We start from the raw sequence: 17687 nt of genomic DNA on the forward strand, positions 1-17687 counted from the left end.
GTCGCTTTATTTTACATCTAAATAATAAGGTAAGGCAAGTGGATGACAAGGAAACCTTTTGATTATATAATAAATGGCATGAATAGCGAAAAATCTAATAGGCGAGTATATATTTGCCACACATATTACCATGCGTATATTGCAGTAGTAAAAGAGCTGATCGGAAGGCGTGAAAAGAGTGGAAGTGCTGACATTATTCTCAGCACCATGTCCAATGATTTCGAGAGCCTTGAGGACAGACTAAGGTCAGCAAACGTATTTGACAATATTTATACCTATGATGAGCAGGAGGACGTTACCTCGGAGGAAGTGATGAAGTATCACAGAGACAGAGGAAACATCGTCCTTAATTTGGTACAGAGAATTACTTATACAAAGCTCCTTGGTAAACTTCAGGAAAGTTATATACCAACTGATATCTCACAGTACAGCGATGTTTATGTGTTCTGCGATTCTGATCCTATAGGATACTATCTCAATTACAAAAAGATACATTATCATGCCGTAGAGGATGGGCTTAATTCAGGTCTTTTGGATGATCAGGCAAGAAACGCCAACAGAGGTGCATGGCCTCTTAAGAAGGCTATGGCAAAGCTTGGTCTTATATTTATTGAGAGCGGATATAGCAAGTATTGCCTGGATTATGAAGTTAATGATATTAGTGCAAACCATAGCCTTCCTCCAAATGTGGTGGAGATTTCCAGGGAAGGCTTGAACAAGAAGCTTACAGACGAAGATCACAGAACACTGGTGGAAATATTCCTACCTGATCCGGACAGACTGGTTAACCAGCTTCTTGAAAAGAACCCGGAGGATGCAAACAAACCAAACGTTATGATATTAACAGAACCCTTGTGTGAACTGGATGTCAGAAAGCAGATGTTTGCTGATATTGTGGATGAGTACAAGGATAATTACAGGATAATCATTAAACCTCATCCTAGAGATCTACTTGACTATGAGCATGAGTTTCCGGGGGTAGTGGTCGTAAAAGACAGATTCCCGATGGAAGTTCTCGGAGATATCAAGGGCTTTAAGGTGGATAAGCTTGTCTCGGTAATTACTCAGGTGGATAATGTGTACTTTGCAGAGGAGATTGTTTACCTGGGATTGGATTTCCTTGATAAATACGAGGACCCAAGCATCCACAGGAAAACCGAATTGTTGGATAAATAATAGTTGTTATTTGCAGGGGGATATATATGCAGCTTAGAAGGGCTACAATGGATGATGCCCTGGATGTTCTGGTTTGGAGAAACGATGAGACTACCAGACAAAATTCTTTTACCCAGGATTTAATATCACAGGAAGATCATCTGAAATGGTTTAAAAGAAAACTTGAGGACGAAAATTGCATTATGTATATCCTTGAAGATGGAACATCGGTTGGCAGTATCAGACTTGATGTGACAGATAATATCGGAGAGATCAGTTACATGATCGCTCCCGATAAAAGAGGCAAGGGATATGGCAAGAAAATCCTGAAGCTTGTGGAGCAGACATCAGAGGCCGGGGAAATTAAGTCTTTGGTTGGATTTGTAAATGAGAGTAATCCGGCTTCCGCAAAATGCTTTGAGAGTAATGGATATGTGAAATTGATAGCAAATAATATCTATTGCTATATTAAAACTAGATGATGAATACTGAATACAAATAGACTACGAGGAATAAAATGTTTAACGAGTGTATCAAGATAGGAAATTTATCGGTCGGAAAAGATCAGAAGACCATGATTGTGGCTGAACTTTCCGGTAACCATAACGGGGATTATAACAGAGCAGTTGAGATCATTCATGCTGCCGCAGAAGCGGGAGCAGATGCAGTTAAGCTTCAGACCTATACAGCGGATACAATAACAATTGACTGCGATAAACCCTGGTTTATGACTTCCGAGGGAAGCTTATGGGAAGGCAGAACACTGCACGATTTGTACAAGGAGGCCTATACTCCATGGGAGTGGCACGCAGGTCTTATCGAGGAAGCAAATAAGCTTGGCCTTGAGTGCTTTTCTTCTCCATTTGATTTTACTGCAGTTGATTATCTTGAGAATTTAAATGTTCCTGCTTATAAGATTGCCAGCTTTGAGATCAATGATATACCGCTGATCAGGAAAATTGCAGCACTTCATAAGCCAATCATTTTTGCGACAGGCATTGCTTATGAAGAGGACATAAGACTTGCTCTTGATACCTGTCTAGAGGAAGGAAATAAGGACGTAATTCTTCTTAAGTGCGTAAGTGCTTATCCTACACCCTATGACATGGTTAATCTTAGGATGATGGAAGACCTTGCAGATAAGTACAAATGTATTGTAGGTCTTTCAGACCATACACCGGGAAGTGTTGTTGCCACAGGAAGCATTGTTCTTGGAGGCAAGATGATAGAGAAACACTTGACACTTAACAGATCCGCAGGCGGTGTTGATGATGCTTTCTCAATGGAACCGGCCGAGTTTGCAGAGATGGTCAAGAATGTTCGTATTATGGAGCAGGCTCTGGGACAAAAGGAATATGCTATATCCGATAAGCAGGCTTCCGAGAGAAGGCTCAGCAGATCTCTTTTTGTAGTAGAGGATATAAAGGCCGGAGACAAGCTTACTCCGGAGAATGTAAGATCAATAAGACCCGGAAACGGAATGCATACCAAGCACTATGAAGAGGTTCTTGGCATGACAGCTGTTTGTGACATTGAGAAAGGCACCCCACTTAGCTGGGAACTTATTAAATAACTATAGGTATGATTGGAATCAGAGCAGACGCCAACAGCATAATCGCAACAGGCCACGTGATGAGGTGCATCACTATTGCCAAGGCTATTAGAGAACTGGGAGAAAAAGCCACATTCTTTTTTGCAGACCAGGAATCTCTTAGGCTGTATCAGAATAACGCATCATCGGATGAGTTTGATGTGGTTGTTCTGGACAGCGATTGGCGGGATATGGACGGCGAAGCGGATAAACTTAAGACAGAACTTAGAAACAGAAATATTCAGACTCTTCTTGTGGATTCTTACAGTGTAACAAGAGACTATTTTGAAAAGCTACGAAGTGTGTGCAGAATAGCATATATGGACGATCTTCACAAAGATGAGTACCCTGTGAATTTTCTGATAAATTACAGTGGTTATTCTAATGAAATGGGATATGAGGAGGCTTATAAGGAACTTAAGGGTTTTAATGACGAAAAGACCCGCCTCTGCCTTGGGCTGCAATATGCGCCTTTGAGAGAACAGTTTTATAAGCTTGTTATAGATACTGATAACGAGAAATATTTTGAGGATAAGAATAGGCTCCATGTCCTTGTTTCTACAGGTGGAGCGGATATGTGCGGAATGCTTCTTCCTATACTTGATATGCTGGAAAACAGCCCCCTGGGGAGTAGGGCTCTGTGGCATATTGTTGTTGGAGATTATGTTGATAATCCTGATGAGATAATTGGAAGAGCCGAAGCTAATCCAAACGTTGTTGTCCACAGATCTGTCAGGAATATGGCATATCTTATGAAAAACAGCAACGCAGCAGTTATGGCCGGGGGTACAATGCTTACGGAATGTGCCGCCTGCGGCTTGCCAACTGTTTTTTACCAGGTGGCGGATAATCAAAAATATAACGTCCAGTATTGGGGGAAAACTGAGGGCATGGTTTTTGCCGGCGATGTGTCAAAAGAAACAGCGAAGCCTGGCGTTATAGGGGTAATTGAGCAAAGTCTCATGGACTGGCTCGATGAACCACAAAAGCTACTTACAATGTCCCATAATCTTCAGGGGATTACAGACGGAAAAGGCGCCATCCGTATTGCCAAGGCGCTCATAGGAGAGGTATGAAACTAAGTATTATCGTTCCTGTTTATAACATGGCCCGGGATAAAAAGCTTGAGTTCTGTATGGACTCTCTTATTGGGCAGAATCTTAGTGACTTTGAGATAATAGCTGTAGATGACTGCTCTACAGACAATTCACTTGTTATTTTAAAAGACTATGAAAGCAGATTTCCTGACAAGGTAAAGGTTATTCACAGCGAAGTCAACAAACATCAGGGCGGAGCTAAGAATATTGGAATTAGAGAAGCTTGCGGTGAGTGGATTGGCTTTATAGATGCTGATGACTGGATTGATCCGGACATGTACAGACAGATGCTTGAAAAGGCTGAGGCAACAGGTGCTGACATGGTGGGCTGTGATCTGACTCTGGTTAGTGAGCACACCTATGAAGTCTCCGATGATATTGAACGCAACGGAAGCAAAAAGCTATGCGGCGCTCTTGATCATGAGAAAAAGAAACAACTGTTATTGGATGGCGGAAGACTTGTGGTAAAGATATATAAAAGGGCCACAATCCTGGAGAATAAGCTCTTTTTCCCGGAAAATATCTTCTATGAAGATAATGCCATGAGCAATTCTTACTTGTTAACTGCCAATCACTATGAATATATTGACAAGCCCTGGTATTATTACTATCAGCATGAAGCTTCCACAGTACATTCTTTCTCTGAGAAAATGTGCCGAGACAGGATGGAAGCGGGACGAATCATGCTAAGTGAAGCCAGAAGACTTGGTTTTATCAGTGAATTCAGACCTGAGATAGAATTTATCTTTACACAGCTCTTTTACGTTAATACACTATTTACTTATATGCCCTGCGTTAAACCGGCAAAGCTGTCTTTTGTAAAAGAACTGACTGATGAAATGATGGAAACATTTCCTGATTTTGAGAAAAACAGCTATTATGTAGAAAGACTTAATCAGGAAGAGAAAAGGCTTATACATATGGCATGCGGATCACCGCTGCTGTTTTATATCTACTACAAGCTCCTTTGGGGCTATAGGAATCTAAGAAAAAGGCTGGGAAACAAATAATGAAAGCACTTGCACTTATTACCGCCAGAGGTGGTAGCAAGAGAATCCCGAGAAAGAACATTAAGGATTTCAATGGAAAGCCGATTATAGCTTATTCTATAGAGGCTGCCCTTGGCTCGGGAGTATTTGATGAGGTTATGGTATCCACTGATGACGATGAAATTGCTGAGATTGCAAAATCTTATGGCGCGCAGGTTCCATTCCTTAGAAGTGAAAAAACATCCAATGATTTTGCCACTACAGCTGATGTAATAAATGAAGTAATCAGCGAATATGAGAAACGTGGCAAGAAATTTGATATAATTACCTGTATTTATCCTACGGCTCCTTTTATCACTGCCAAGAAGCTTAAAAATGCTGTGGAAGAGCTTAGTGCCTCAGATGCTGATACACTGATTCCTGTGGTAAGATTCTCGTATCCGCCACAGAGAGCTATGGAAATACATGATGGAAGACTGGTATTCAGACAGCCGGAAAATCTGTCAAAGAGATCTCAGGATCTTGAACCTCATTACCATGACGCAGGTCAGTTTTATGTGACAAGAACCGAGAGCTTTTTGAAAACAAACAGCCTTCTTGTGGGAAGCATTCTTCCCCTTGAACTTTCAGAACTTGAAGTTCAGGATATTGATAATGAAGTTGATTGGAAGCTTGCAGAACTTAAATATAACCTGATAAGCAAAGATATTACTGAATAAGAACAAATAATCTGTATTCACTGTAACCTGATGTAGCAAACACATGAGGAAAACAAATGGATAAAAATGTTGTTATTAGTGAAGTATCAAAAATAGTGGCTGAATTCTCCAAGACACCCTATGAAGTGAATCCCCGCGCCAAAAAAGTATTTCTTTCTGCGGGAGATACTGATGAGTATCATGTCCTTGGGAATTTATTGTCTGAGATTTATGTATCAGACAGCCCATGCCGTAAGGTTTTAGACACTACAGGCCTGACCTGTGAGGTTATGGTTGGGGAGAATTTTGACAGTGAATACAAGAAACAGCTAAAAGAGCTTGCGGATAAGGTTAGCGCTATTATATTACATGATCATGTTGATAACATGGCTGAACTGATGAGCAGCTGCGATTTTGCTGTATCAGCGGGAGGAAGAGTTATTTATCAGCTTTGCTCGGTAGGGGTGCCTACTGTTGTATTTAGTATGTCTGATCCGGAGGCAGAATTTGTCCAGTATTTTGACAGTGTTGGTGCTGCCAAGTATGCAGGAGATGCAAGAAAGGACAAGAGACTCTTCCAAAAAATTGCTACCTGGGGAACTGCAGCAGTTGATAACCAGGGCTTCAGAGCCAGGATGAGCAAGAATGCCAAAGAAATATCGTCTGAAAAGAATATTGAGAATATAGCGGAACTTATTTTAAAAGTTACTAAGTAACCGCTTGGAAGGATACTATATTTATTTATGCGTAGGATTTTAAAAAAGATAAATGTACTGCTTGATAGAAAACAAAAGCTCCAGATGGTAGGAATTGTATTTCTTATGCTGATTGGCGGAATCCTTGAATCCTTGGGAATCGCCCTGATCGCACCTATTATGCAGATTGTAATGGACCCGGAGAAGGTTCAGGAAAACGAGATTCTTTCAACAGTTTACAATACCTTTAATATGACAAACACTACTCAGCTTGCGAAACTTATTATGGTTTGCCTGATCCTTGTGTTTGTAGTCAAGAATTTAATGCTGTTTTTGATCAATGTGGTTCAGCTTAAGTTTACCTACACTAATCAGTTTGCTACTTCAAGGCGAATGATGATCAATTTCATGCAGAGGCCTTATGAATACTATCTAAATGCAGACACCAGCGTAATCCAGAGAAGTATTACCTCTGATGTCAACAACATGTATGCGCTGATTCTAAGCATTCTGCAGCTTACAAGTGAAGTGATTGTTTTCATGTGTCTTATAGGAATCCTTCTTAGTCAGGACGCTCAGATGACAATAACAATAGCAGCTCTTTTGGTGACAGTGCTTCTTATTATCAAGTTTGTGATCAAGCCTATTATGGTCAAGGCCGGTCAGGACAATCAGGATTATTACAGTGGACTTTATAAGTGGATCAATGAGTCTGTAACCGGAATCAAAGAGATCAAGATTGCCAACAAGGAAAACTATTTTATCAATGGCTATGCTGATTGCGGAGCAGGCTATGTGTATGCTGTTCAGAAGTACAATCTGTATAACTCCACACCAAGACTTCTTATCGAAACAATAGCTATTGCCGGAATGGTTGGTTATATGCTCTTTGATATGTCCAAGGGAGTTGCGCTTTCAGATCTTGTGCCACAGCTTACAGTTCTGGCGGCAGCGGCAGCAAGACTTCTTCCAAGTGCTAACAGAATCAATAACTACCTGACTTCAATTGCTTATTTTGAGCCATTCATGATGAATGTTACAGATAATCTCCAGCAGGAGATCAATGATGGTTCTGTTTCTTATGACAGCGAATCATATAGGAAAAAAGTAGTTGTAGATAAGCTTCCAGTTACCAAGGATATTGAGATGAAGGATATCTGCTACAAATATCCTAATACTGACTCTCTTATTCTGGATAAGGCCTGCATGAGCATTCCTGTAGGTAAGTCTGTTGGTATCGTAGGAACTTCAGGTGCAGGAAAGACCACCATCGTTGATGTGCTGCTTGGCCTTCTTAAGCCAATAAGCGGCAATATTTTTGCAGATGGAACTGATGTTATGAACAACTATCAGGGCTGGCTTAAAAATATCGGATATATTCCGCAGACAATATTCATGGTGGATTCAACAATCCGTAAGAATGTGGCTTTTGGCTATGCTGATGATGAAATAGACGATGCCAAGGTTTGGCAGGCACTTAGAGAGGCTTCTCTTGATGAATTTGTAAAGAGCCTTCCGGAAGGCCTTGATACTCAGATTGGTGAGAGAGGAATAAGACTCTCCGGTGGACAGAGACAGAGAATTGGTATTGCAAGGGCTCTTTTTGAGGACCCAGAGGTGCTGGTTCTTGATGAGGCTACATCAGCTCTTGATAATGAGACTGAGGCAGCAATCATGGATTCTATCAATAAACTTCATGGTAAAAAGACACTGATCATCATCGCACACAGACTTCAGACTATCGAAAAGTGTGATATGGTCTACAGAATTGAAGACGGTAAGGCAACAAGGGACCGTTAAACTATACTTAGAATAATTACTGCCAAAAGCGGACGTTGTCTGCAGAGGGCAAGGAGGCTTTATGTCTGGTGGGGAAGGACTGACCAAAAAGAGAAATGCGAATTTTGAACTGCTAAGGATTGTGGCTATGCTCATGATCCTGGTGCTTCATTATAATTCTCATGCGGATGTGCTGCTTCATTTGGGCGTTCCGGCCACCAAAGTTCAGCTTTTTGCTACGATATTAGAGGGTTTTTGCATTACCGGACTTAATACCTATGTGTTTCTCAGCGGATTCTTTTTATCCAAGTCCAAGATAAGACCCAGCCGCATATTACAGCTGATATGTCAGGTGTACTTCTACACCATTTTGATATCGGTTGCCATGATGATTGTGGGTGTATATGTTGTCCATACAGATGACTCTGTCTTTAAAACAGTTCAGTATCTTTTCCCAATTTCTTCTGAGCACTACTGGTTTGTAACTGCCTATATAATAATGTACGTCTTTGCACCAATCATGAACGCTGCAGTTAATACACTTTCCAGAAAACAGCTTAAGTATTCAATATTGGGACTCTTAGTATGGTTCTGCTTTATCAAGAGCATTGTTCCTGTAATGTTTGTTACGGATCATTTTGGATACGACTTTGGCTGGTTTTTGTGTCTGTATCTTATCGCTGCCTATGTCAGAAAATATGATGTGGTTCTTTTTTACAATGCAAAGAGAAGCGCACTGGTATTTGTCGTATCATGCCTTATGATAGGCTTTATGTGCATTGCTATTTACTATTTCAACTATAGATTTGGCGGCCTCAATTATTACGCAGAGGTTCCTATTCATTTGAATTTCATATTTACTCTTACAGGCTCCCTGGGACTTTTCTCATTTTTCAGGTTCTACAAGATGAGAGAAAGCCGCTTTGCAGATGCAGTAAGATTTGTGGCACCCCTTACTTTTGGTGTATATCTTCTTCACATGCATTTGGAAATAAAAGACAGGTGGGTTATTTGGCTTACACACCTTCTTGGGGAAGTGCCTACGGGAAGTATTATTTTATATGTATGGCATCTGCTTAGATCAGTGATCATTGTTTTTGCAGCCGGTGTTTTTGTGGACTGGATCAGAAAGATGATATTTGAATATGTGGGCAGAGTGCTGCAGGGTACATGGCTCTTTAAGAAAATCAGACAGTGGGATGATGAGTTATGTCAATAAATATCAGAAGTTACTTTATGCCTTATAAGCGTTTTCAGAAGCCCTTGGAAAAGTATTTCTTTCCATTGGTTTTATTGCTGTATCCGCTTATAGGTGTAAACTCAGGCCTGGATATTACTGACACCATGTATAACCTGGCTAATTACGAATACATTGACCATGTTTATCCTATGTGGCTTTTTTCCACATTCCTTAGTAACGTGACAGGAAGCATTATCATGAAGCTTCCTTTTGCAGGAACAATGCTGGGCTTTAGCGTGTACTGCAGCTTTATAATAAGTATCATAGCACTTGTTGCTTATTATTCTCTTCAGGATTACATGCCTGGATGGATGATATTTATCGGCCTTTTTATGGCTGAGAGCTTATCCTGGTGCCCAAGAGTAATAATGTACAACTATCTGACATATCTTCTAATGACTTTGGGAGTGATCTTCCTGTTGAAGGGATTATTTGCCTGGGAGAAACAGGGGCATCTGCTTTTTTGGGCTGGTGTATTTCTGGGCCTTAATGTTATGGCTCGTTTTCCCAATGTTGTAGAAGCGGCATTCATACTTGTTCTGTGGTTTTACTGTGCCATAACAAAGGAGGAGTTCCTGGGAGCTCTTAGAAAAACAGGGATTTGTATCGGGGGCTATCTGGTAGGACTAGGAATTCCTTATTTGATAATAAGTGTTATTCATGGACCGCTTGCCTACTTTGACATGATTTCAAGCCTGTTTGGAATGACGGAGACTGCTTCTGATTATTCTTCCGGTGGTATGATTTCTATGATTATATCCGGTTACACAAGCAGTGCTTCTGCAATGCTGATTTTACTGCCTTGCCTGGTTGCAGGTTTTGTGATGTTTCTTCTTTGGGAAGATAAGTATGTCTGGGTAAAAAAGCTGTTGTTTAGCCTGGGACTTCTGGTTATTGTAAGATACTATTTTGCTATGGGAGTTCTTACTAGGAATTACCACTATTATGACAGCGTTTTCAAAATCTCAATGATGTTTATAATAATAGCTCTGGTTTTGAGCATTGTTGGCAGCACGGGTTTTTTGAATGGAAGTAAGCAGGAACAGACACTGGCGTTTACAACTCTTTTGATAATACTGATAACGCCTCTTGGAAGTAACAATTATACTTATCCTGTAATCAATAATCTTTACATAGTTGCGCCTATAGCTCTCTGGCTCATGAGAAGGCTTATGCAAAGACTGGGAGAGAGAGAATACAATTTTGCCTGGCAGAGTATGATAACAATGGTTATCATTGTAACTCTGGTACAGGGAACAATTTTTCATGGCAAATTTGCGTTTGTTGACGGCGCTGATGGTCAGAAAAGAGATACTGTTTCCACAACAATTGAAAAGGCACGGGGAATGGTATCAACAGAAGGTAACATCACTTCTTTGGAAGAGCTTAGCCAGGTAATTGAAAAAGTCAGAGATGATAACAGTCAGGTATTGTTATTCGGAGGAGTTCCGGGGCTTGCGTATCTCTTTGACCTTGAACCTGCCATTGGCACGGTATGGCCCGATCTTGACAGCTATACTACAGCTAATTTTGACAGTGAACTGATGGAAATGTCCGTTTCCGAAAATCCTACTCCGATTATCATTATTGGCAAGGACATGCAGGATTATGCCAACATTGCCGCCAAGTATGATATTTTATTGGACTATATTGATAATCACGATTATAATAGTGTCTTTGAGAGCGAAAGATTTATGGTTTTCGCAAATGGATTTGAAAGTGAGGAATGATAGAATATTTATGGAAGATACAAAGAAAGATATTTTTGACAGGATCATGTCACTGCCTGTTCTGAATATATTTGAACCTTTTTATAAAAAGTACAAGGAAGGTCTTTTATACCTCTTCTTCGGAGGACTGACTTTCTTCCTTAGTATTTTTCTTTTCTGGTTCATGGACAGCGTTATGCATCTCAATGAGATTGTCAACAATAGTATTGACTGGGTTATTTGCGTTGCATTCCAGTTTTTTACCAACAGAACCTGGGTGTTTGATGGTAAAGTAGATACCAAGAAGGATTTCCTTAAGCAGGCCGGATCATTTACACTTGGAAGACTTTTTACCCTGGTAGTAGAAGACTTACTAATTTTTATCTTTATTACTTTGATGGGATTTCCAAAGATGCCTGTTAAGCTTGGGGCAACTTTTGTAGTAATTGTACTTAACTATGTTATAAGTAAACTGATAGTATTCAAAAAGCCGGCACAGACTAAGGAATCTGCCACAGAGGAGTAAACTATGCGTATAAACTTTAATGTACCTCCTTTTACAGGAAAAGAATTCGATTATATCAAGGAATGCGTTGAGAATCAGAAGATTTGCGGTGATGGTCCATATACTGCAAAGGCTAATGAGTGGATTGAGAAAAAGACAGGTGTAAGCAAAGCACTTCTTACAACCTCCTGTACTCATGCTACAGAGATGTCAGCAATTTTGGCAGGCATCAAAGAAGGTGATGAAGTAATCCTTCCTTCCTATACATTTGTTTCTACAGCAAATGCATTTGTTCTTCGCGGTGCCAAGGTTGTTTTTGTTGATATCAGACCTGACACCATGAATATTGATGAAAATCTTATAGAACAGGCTATTACCTCCAAGACCAGAGCAATTGTTCCTGTTCACTACGCAGGTGTTGCCTGTGAGATGGACACCATCATGGACATTGCCAAGAGACATAATCTTATTGTTATCGAGGATGCTGCTCAGGGCGTTATGTCTTCCTATAAGGGTAAGGCCCTTGGCTCAATCGGTGATTTTGGTAACTACAGTTTCCATGAGACCAAGAATTATAGTATGGGTGAAGGCGGAGCCCTTCTTCTTAGAGATGAGAAGTACGTGGATGATGCTATTATCATCAGAGAAAAGGGTACTAACCGCACACTCTACAAGCTTGGTAAGGTTGATAAGTACAGCTGGATCGAACCAGGCTCATCATATCTTCCAAGTGAGATGAATGCTGCATATCTCTATGCACAGCTTGAAAAGGCTGATGAAATCAACGATGCAAGAATGGATCACTGGAACAGATATTACGAGGCTTTAAGGCCTCTTCAGGAAAAAGGTCTCATAGAGCTTCCTGTAGTACCTGAGGGCTGCGTTCACAATGCCCACATGTTTTATCTTAAGTGTAAGGACTTGGAGGAGAGAACAGGTCTTATCAATTATCTTCAGAGCAATGATATTCTTCCTGCATCACATTATGTACCTCTCCATTCTTCTAAGGCCGGACTTATCTATGGCGAGTTCAGAGGAGAGGATAGATATACAACCAAAGAAAGTGAGAGACTCCTCAGACTTCCTATGTACTACAAGCTTACAGATGAGGATCTTGATGAGGTTGTCATGAGAGTTAAGGAGTACTACAAGTTTTCTTGAGGCTAAATAACACAAAAACTTGGTTGGGGCGCTTATGAAAAAGTCACGAATGAATATGAGCATAATAGTATCCGCTGTGGCAGTACTGACTGTAATGGTAGTGACACTTATGTTTGGTGACTATTTTTTCGACCTTAACGATGATGTTTTGATGAAAGATATACTCTCAGGGGCCTACACAGGTGCTCCTGAGGGGCGTAATATACAGATGCTGTATCCAATTAGCTGGTTTATCTCGCTATTTTATAAAACAGGGATAAATCTTGACTGGTACGGCATCTTTTTATGTGCAATGCAGTATTTGTGCCTGTATTTGGTTACATCAAGGCTCTGCAGAAAAGCAGCAGATTCAAAAAGGGCTGTGTTATACGCGGCCTGCATAGCAGTGGCTACCCTGGGCTTTTTCTGGCCTCATTTTTTATTTGTCCAGTATACCTTTGTATGCGGAATGCTCTCTTCTACAGCGGCATTTCTGATTCTTCTTTCTGACAAGGAGGATAAAAAAGATAACTATATTGCCCTCATTCTGATTCTGGTAGCCTATCTTATCAGGTCGGAGATGCTTCTTTTGACCCTTCCCATGGTAGGTGTTGCCATACTGATCAAATGGGCATTATCCATGCAGGAATACTGCAGGGCTTCAGTTATGTCTTTTGTAGGGGAAAAGAAACAGCTATTTAGAAAGTACCTTGGTCTGTGCTTTATGGTTGCTGCAGGGCTTATAATCTGCACTGTGATCCATAAGATTGCCTATTCTCCTGCTGAGTGGAAGGAATTCAACAGATTTTTTGACAACAGAACAGAGCTTTATGACTTCCAATATATTCCTGACTATGCAGAAAACAAGGACTTCTACGATAGTGTAGGGCTCTCTGAAAGTGAGCAAAAGCTCCTAGAGAATTATAACTTTGCGTTGGATGATGAGATAAATGCCGATTTGGTGGGCGAGGTGGCAGAATATGCGGCCCAGACTAAGAGCGCCGATGAGCCATTATCAGCAAGGCTTTCCAAATCCATGTCGTTATACATATACAGACTTCATCATGTGTCAAAACCAAAGTCCTATGAGTATCCAATGACAGATTTTCCTTGGAATATTGGGATTATAGTGCTGTACATTGCCACCGCTCTGGCCCTTTTTGTAATTCATAAGAAAAATAAGCATTACAAGGTTGTTTCCTGTCTTCTTCTGATTACTCTTTTAGCATGCAGAACAGTACTGTGGCTTTATATTATAATGAGAGGTAGGGATCCGATCCGCATAACTCATCCGCTGTATCTTATGGAACTTCTGATTCTTACAGGGATGATTGTACTGTTATCAGAGTCAAAGGGTGAGAAATCTTCTGAAAAGAATTCGAATAAACTTTGGTTTGTGGCACTTGCCATCGGTCTCATCGGAGCTGCTTCAATTCCAATGCAGAGTAGCGTGATAAACCATGAGAATACAATACGTCAGGCTATGCTTGATAAATACCGGGCTTTATATGACTATTTTGACGACAACAAAGACAACTACTATTTTATAGACGTTTATACCAGTGTGACACTTGGAGATGCAGCTACGGAGGAATCCGCTACCTTTTCAGAGAAGATGTTTGACAGAGTGGATAACAGCTTTGCAAACCATGATCTTCTGGGAGGATGGGCATCAAAGAGCCCTATTTACCAGGATAAGCTGGAAAACGCAGGTTTTTTGAATGTTCAGGATGCCCTTATTTCTGACGGTGTTTATTTTGTTCAGAATAAAACTTCAGATACGGAATGGCTATTGAATTATTACAGGGAAAAGGGAATTGGCATCAGCATAGAACAGACGGATATGATTGCTGATACCTTTGGAATATATAAGTTAGAAAGAGTTGAGTAATATGAGTGATATGGAAATTTTGACCCAGGGTAATCTGGTAAGCTTTAGAATGATAACAAGGCAGGATACTGACCTTGTTGTTAAGTGGCGTAATAACCCAAGAGTTAGAGATAACTTCGTTTACAGAGAGTATTTTACAAATGAAATACATGAGAAATGGCTTGAAGACTTCGTATTTGCTGGCAAGGTAGTTCAGATGATCATCCTTGAAAAGGACAGCAATAGGCCAGTTGGAAGTGTGTATTTTAAATATACAACAGAAGACAAAACCGAGGCAGAGTACGGCATTTTTATAGGTGAGGATGATGCTATCGGCAAGGGCTACGGCAATGAAACTGCCAAACTTGCAACAGCTTATGCTAAAGACTCCCTTGGAATCAAAAAACTTATACTCAGAGCTTTTTGTTATAATACAGCAGCAATAAAGAGCTATGAGAATGCAGGCTTTGTTAAATATCAGGACCTTCCGGCGGTAGAGTGCAGTGATGGTCAAAAAAGTGATATGATACTCATGGAGAATTGTTTATAAATCGAAAGGTGATTTACCAAATGACAGATAAGAGAATCAGCTTTGTTATTCCCTGCTATAGATCAGAGAAAACACTGGGCTCAGTAATAGAGGAAATTGAAAAGACAATGGCTACCCGAAACGGTTTTAGCCATGACATTATTCTTGTAAACGACGGTTCTCCGGATAATACCTGGGAAACCATTCTTTCCGAGGCTTCAAAGGCAGGGGATGGACATATTATCGGCATAAATTTTGCCAAGAACTTTGGACAGCATGCAGCGCTTATGGCCGGACTTAACAGATCAACCGGGGACTATGTGGTGTGTCTTGATGATGATGGTCAGACTCCTGCAGACGAGGTATTTAAGCTTATTGATGCTCTGGAAAATGGCGCAGATGTTGCATACGCCAGATATGGACACAAGCAGCACAACATATTCAGAAACTTCGGAACCTTTATGAATGAGACTATGGCCTCGGTAATGCTTGGAAAGCCCAAGGATCTTTTTGTATCAAGTTACTTTGCTGTAAGAAGATTTGTTGTGGATGAAATGGTCAAGTACGAGAGCTCATACCCTTACGTTATAGGCCTGGTCCTTAGGACCACCAAGAACATTGTGAATGTGGATGTTAATCACAGAAAACGTGAGGTGGGACAGAGCGGCTATACATTTTCAAAGCTTCTTGGCCTATGGATAAACGGCTTTACGGCGTTTAGCATAAAGCCACTTAGAATTGCTACTTTCACAGGTTTTTCTTTTGCCTTTATCGGCTTCATATATGGGATTTATACCATCATCAAGAAGTTTGTAAATCCTGATGTACCGGTAGGATTTTCGGCACTGATGAGCGCTGTAATATTCATTGGGGGCATGCTTATGCTGATGCTTGGCATGATAGGTGAGTATTTGGGCAGAGTTTATATATCTCAGAACAAGAATCCACAATTTGTAATTCGCGAGACTACGGAAGATGGAAAAAAGTGAATTGGGGAAATTAAGTGTAAATACGAATAATAAGAGTAGTAAAATAGCCTGGCTTTTGTCAGGCTTATTTGGCGTTTTATCAGCTATTTTTATTGTCTGGGGTTATCAGCTTGAAAAGGCTGACTGTATCAACCTTTCAGATCAGAACTCACTATTGGTTCTTGTCCTGATGATACTGGTCTTTACTATAGATACCAAGCATATTTGGGATAATTATACCCAGAGCTTTCATGGCAGAAAGTTTATGGGAACCTTCAGACTGGAGAATTACTTTAAAAAGGTGGAGGATCCGGTCAGGAAAAATGACTTTTGGATTAACTGGGCAGTTCTTGTTGCTCTTACACTTCCGGTATTATTGGGCGTTTTTCCGGGGTTTTTTGTGTATGATGCTCAGGATGAGCTTATGGAAGTTATAACCAGAAGCTTTACAACACATCATCCGCTTTTGCATGTTTTGTTCCTTGGTGGAACTATAGCACTGGTGCATAAGTTTACCGGTTCCTGGAATGCCGGAATTGCAACCTACATTATCATACAGATGCTGATAATTACCGCTGTCTTTGCTTACGTCATTACCTATATGAGGAAAAAAGGCGTTTCAAGGAAGGGCAAGATAGTCTGGATTCTCTATTATGGACTTTTTCCCACAATAGTAATGTTTACGCTCTGTTCCTGCAAGGATGGACTTTTTTCGGCGCTGATGGTTCTTTTGACTGTATATTTGATACAGATGACAGAAGACATAGAGGGATTTTTAGGAGATAAGCGAAAGGTAGCTGCAGTTATCTTTGTTGCAACGCTTCTTCCATGCTTTAGACATAACGGCTTTTATGCATATCTTGTGTTTGTGCCCTTTGCATTGGTGTATTTCAGAAAACAGCTCAAGTCTGTGTTGGTTCCAATGCTGGTGCTTCCGATAGTTCTTTACCTGATCATATCAACAGTTTTATCGGCAGCCCTCGGATGCCAGGGAACCCATAATCAGGAAAAGCTTACTGTTCCAATTATGCAGATGGCCAGAGTCTATACCTATGACCGCGACAGTATGACACAGGATGAGATAGACACGTTAAAAGAGTATATTCCGGAAACCAACTTGGATCTGTATACCCCAAGGGTATCCGATCTGGTGAAGGTTGCCTTTAATAATGACAAGTATGATAAGGATTCACATAGCTTTTGGAAGCTGTGGTTTTCACTACTTAAAAAGCACCCAATGACCTACCTTAACAGCTGGATGCTTACTTCCTACGGATACTGGTATCCTGCTGCAAACATTAACGTTTACAAGGAAACCACTGTATTTACATTTACATATGAGAAAAGTTCTTACTTTGGATATGAGGTAGAACAGCCCGGAGAAAGGACAAGTCTTATACCTGCAATTGATGAGTTATACAGATACTTGTCCATTGGAAGTCTTCATGAAGATAACAGGGTATTGTCACTTTTGTTTTCACCGGGGCTTTTGTTTATAGTTTATCTGTTTGCAGTTCTTTACAGGCTTTCACAGGGGAATTTCAAGAGAGTATTGCCCTTTGTTCCACTATGCCTTACCTGGCTGACAGTACTTCTTGGGCCGACTTATCTGCCAAGATATGTTCTGTATCTTTGGACATGCCTTCCGCTCCTTGCGGTTACCGGCTCTGTGACGGATTTGATTAAGAATAATAGGTATGATAATATTTAATGATGGCTTTT

The 17687-nt window shown here is 40.6% G+C and carries 16 protein-coding genes; all 16 read left to right on the forward strand.

Features of this window, described 5'->3' with window-relative positions; all coding sequences use genetic code 11:
• The first annotated feature begins 42 nt into the window (after positions 1 to 42).
• The 16 genes from G613_RS0106495 to G613_RS0106570 all read left to right on the forward strand — a co-directional run bounded on the left by G613_RS0106495 (position 43) and on the right by G613_RS0106570 (position 17676).
• Complete coding sequence (locus G613_RS0106495; RefSeq protein ID WP_029231887.1) at positions 43 to 1176, forward strand: glycosyltransferase family 52; 1134 nt, start codon at positions 43 to 45, stop codon at positions 1174 to 1176.
• Positions 1177 to 1202: 26 nt separating this feature from the next.
• Positions 1203 to 1637 (forward strand): GNAT family N-acetyltransferase, encoded by a 435-nt coding sequence (locus G613_RS0106500; RefSeq protein WP_029231888.1) that lies wholly within the window; start codon positions 1203 to 1205, stop codon positions 1635 to 1637.
• Between the two features lie 35 nt (positions 1638 to 1672).
• On the forward strand, positions 1673 to 2728 hold the full coding sequence (gene pseI, locus G613_RS0106505; RefSeq protein ID WP_029231889.1) for a pseudaminic acid synthase: 1056 nt from the start codon (positions 1673 to 1675) through the stop codon (positions 2726 to 2728).
• A gap of 8 nt (positions 2729 to 2736) precedes the next feature.
• Positions 2737 to 3822 carry a UDP-2,4-diacetamido-2,4,6-trideoxy-beta-L-altropyranose hydrolase gene (gene pseG / locus G613_RS0106510; RefSeq protein ID WP_029231890.1) on the forward strand — a complete coding sequence of 362 codons (1086 nt, stop codon included), beginning with the start codon at positions 2737 to 2739 and terminating at the stop codon, positions 3820 to 3822.
• Complete coding sequence (locus tag G613_RS0106515) at positions 3819 to 4853, forward strand: glycosyltransferase (protein WP_029231891.1); 1035 nt, start codon at positions 3819 to 3821, stop codon at positions 4851 to 4853. The genes pseG and G613_RS0106515 overlap by 4 nt, the downstream gene beginning before the upstream one ends.
• Positions 4853 to 5551 (forward strand): pseudaminic acid cytidylyltransferase, encoded by a 699-nt coding sequence (pseF, locus tag G613_RS0106520; RefSeq protein ID WP_029231892.1) that lies wholly within the window; start codon positions 4853 to 4855, stop codon positions 5549 to 5551. Before G613_RS0106515 ends, pseF begins: the two co-directional genes overlap by 1 nt.
• A 56-nt stretch (positions 5552 to 5607) precedes the next feature.
• Positions 5608 to 6246 carry a hypothetical protein gene (locus G613_RS0106525; protein ID WP_029231893.1) on the forward strand — a complete coding sequence of 213 codons (639 nt, stop codon included), beginning with the start codon at positions 5608 to 5610 and terminating at the stop codon, positions 6244 to 6246.
• Between the two features lie 27 nt (positions 6247 to 6273).
• Positions 6274 to 8025 (forward strand): ABC transporter ATP-binding protein, encoded by a 1752-nt coding sequence (locus G613_RS0106530; RefSeq protein ID WP_029231894.1) that lies wholly within the window; start codon positions 6274 to 6276, stop codon positions 8023 to 8025.
• Between the two features lie 61 nt (positions 8026 to 8086).
• Entirely contained in the window at positions 8087 to 9223 is a 1137-nt protein-coding gene (locus tag G613_RS0106535; protein ID WP_029231895.1) for an acyltransferase, read from the forward strand.
• Entirely contained in the window at positions 9214 to 10974 is a 1761-nt protein-coding gene (locus G613_RS0106540) for a hypothetical protein (protein ID WP_029231896.1), read from the forward strand. Before G613_RS0106535 ends, G613_RS0106540 begins: the two co-directional genes overlap by 10 nt.
• A gap of 10 nt (positions 10975 to 10984) precedes the next feature.
• The gene (locus G613_RS0106545; RefSeq protein ID WP_029231897.1) at positions 10985 to 11479 is read left to right on the forward strand and encodes a GtrA family protein; all 495 of its coding nucleotides are present in this window, start codon (positions 10985 to 10987) and stop codon (positions 11477 to 11479) included.
• A 3-nt stretch (positions 11480 to 11482) separates the two neighbouring features.
• Positions 11483 to 12619, forward strand: a complete 1137-nt coding sequence (gene rffA, locus G613_RS0106550; protein ID WP_029231898.1) for a dTDP-4-amino-4,6-dideoxygalactose transaminase — start codon at positions 11483 to 11485, stop codon at positions 12617 to 12619.
• A 34-nt stretch (positions 12620 to 12653) separates the two neighbouring features.
• The gene (locus G613_RS0106555) at positions 12654 to 14489 is read left to right on the forward strand and encodes a hypothetical protein (RefSeq protein ID WP_029231899.1); all 1836 of its coding nucleotides are present in this window, start codon (positions 12654 to 12656) and stop codon (positions 14487 to 14489) included.
• Between the two features lies 1 nt (position 14490).
• Positions 14491 to 15018, forward strand: a complete 528-nt coding sequence (locus G613_RS0106560; protein ID WP_029231900.1) for a GNAT family N-acetyltransferase — start codon at positions 14491 to 14493, stop codon at positions 15016 to 15018.
• Positions 15019 to 15038: 20 nt separating this feature from the next.
• A complete protein-coding gene (locus tag G613_RS0106565; protein ID WP_029231901.1) occupies positions 15039 to 15986 on the forward strand; it encodes a glycosyltransferase family 2 protein in 948 nt (315 codons plus the stop codon).
• Entirely contained in the window at positions 15973 to 17676 is a 1704-nt protein-coding gene (locus tag G613_RS0106570) for a DUF6020 family protein (RefSeq protein ID WP_029231902.1), read from the forward strand. The genes G613_RS0106565 and G613_RS0106570 overlap by 14 nt, the downstream gene beginning before the upstream one ends.
• Positions 17677 to 17687: the final 11 nt, after the last annotated feature.

Source organism: Butyrivibrio sp. VCB2006, from assembly GCF_000420945.1.
GTDB lineage: Bacteria > Bacillota > Clostridia > Lachnospirales > Lachnospiraceae > Butyrivibrio.

Bases quoted from the DNA above. Each gene is read 5' to 3' on its own strand.
- rffA (WP_029231898.1), top strand. From the start codon at position 11,483: ATGCGTATAAACTTTAATGTACCTCCTTTTACAGGAAAAGAATTCGAT.
- pseF (WP_029231892.1), top strand. From the start codon at position 4,853: ATGAAAGCACTTGCACTTATTACCGCCAGAGGTGGTAGCAAGAGAATC.
- G613_RS0106540 (WP_029231896.1), top strand. From the start codon at position 9,214: ATGTCAATAAATATCAGAAGTTACTTTATGCCTTATAAGCGTTTTCAG.
- pseI (WP_029231889.1), top strand. From the start codon at position 1,673: ATGTTTAACGAGTGTATCAAGATAGGAAATTTATCGGTCGGAAAAGAT.
- G613_RS0106530 (WP_029231894.1), top strand. From the start codon at position 6,274: ATGCGTAGGATTTTAAAAAAGATAAATGTACTGCTTGATAGAAAACAA.
- G613_RS0106570 (WP_029231902.1), top strand. From the start codon at position 15,973: ATGGAAAAAAGTGAATTGGGGAAATTAAGTGTAAATACGAATAATAAG.
- G613_RS0106535 (WP_029231895.1), top strand. From the start codon at position 8,087: ATGTCTGGTGGGGAAGGACTGACCAAAAAGAGAAATGCGAATTTTGAA.
- G613_RS0106495 (WP_029231887.1), top strand. From the start codon at position 43: ATGACAAGGAAACCTTTTGATTATATAATAAATGGCATGAATAGCGAA.
- G613_RS0106500 (WP_029231888.1), top strand. From the start codon at position 1,203: ATGCAGCTTAGAAGGGCTACAATGGATGATGCCCTGGATGTTCTGGTT.
- G613_RS0106525 (WP_029231893.1), top strand. From the start codon at position 5,608: ATGGATAAAAATGTTGTTATTAGTGAAGTATCAAAAATAGTGGCTGAA.
- G613_RS0106515 (WP_029231891.1), top strand. From the start codon at position 3,819: ATGAAACTAAGTATTATCGTTCCTGTTTATAACATGGCCCGGGATAAA.
- G613_RS0106555 (WP_029231899.1), top strand. From the start codon at position 12,654: ATGAAAAAGTCACGAATGAATATGAGCATAATAGTATCCGCTGTGGCA.
- G613_RS0106545 (WP_029231897.1), top strand. From the start codon at position 10,985: ATGGAAGATACAAAGAAAGATATTTTTGACAGGATCATGTCACTGCCT.
- G613_RS0106565 (WP_029231901.1), top strand. From the start codon at position 15,039: ATGACAGATAAGAGAATCAGCTTTGTTATTCCCTGCTATAGATCAGAG.
- G613_RS0106560 (WP_029231900.1), top strand. From the start codon at position 14,491: ATGAGTGATATGGAAATTTTGACCCAGGGTAATCTGGTAAGCTTTAGA.
- pseG (WP_029231890.1), top strand. From the start codon at position 2,737: ATGATTGGAATCAGAGCAGACGCCAACAGCATAATCGCAACAGGCCAC.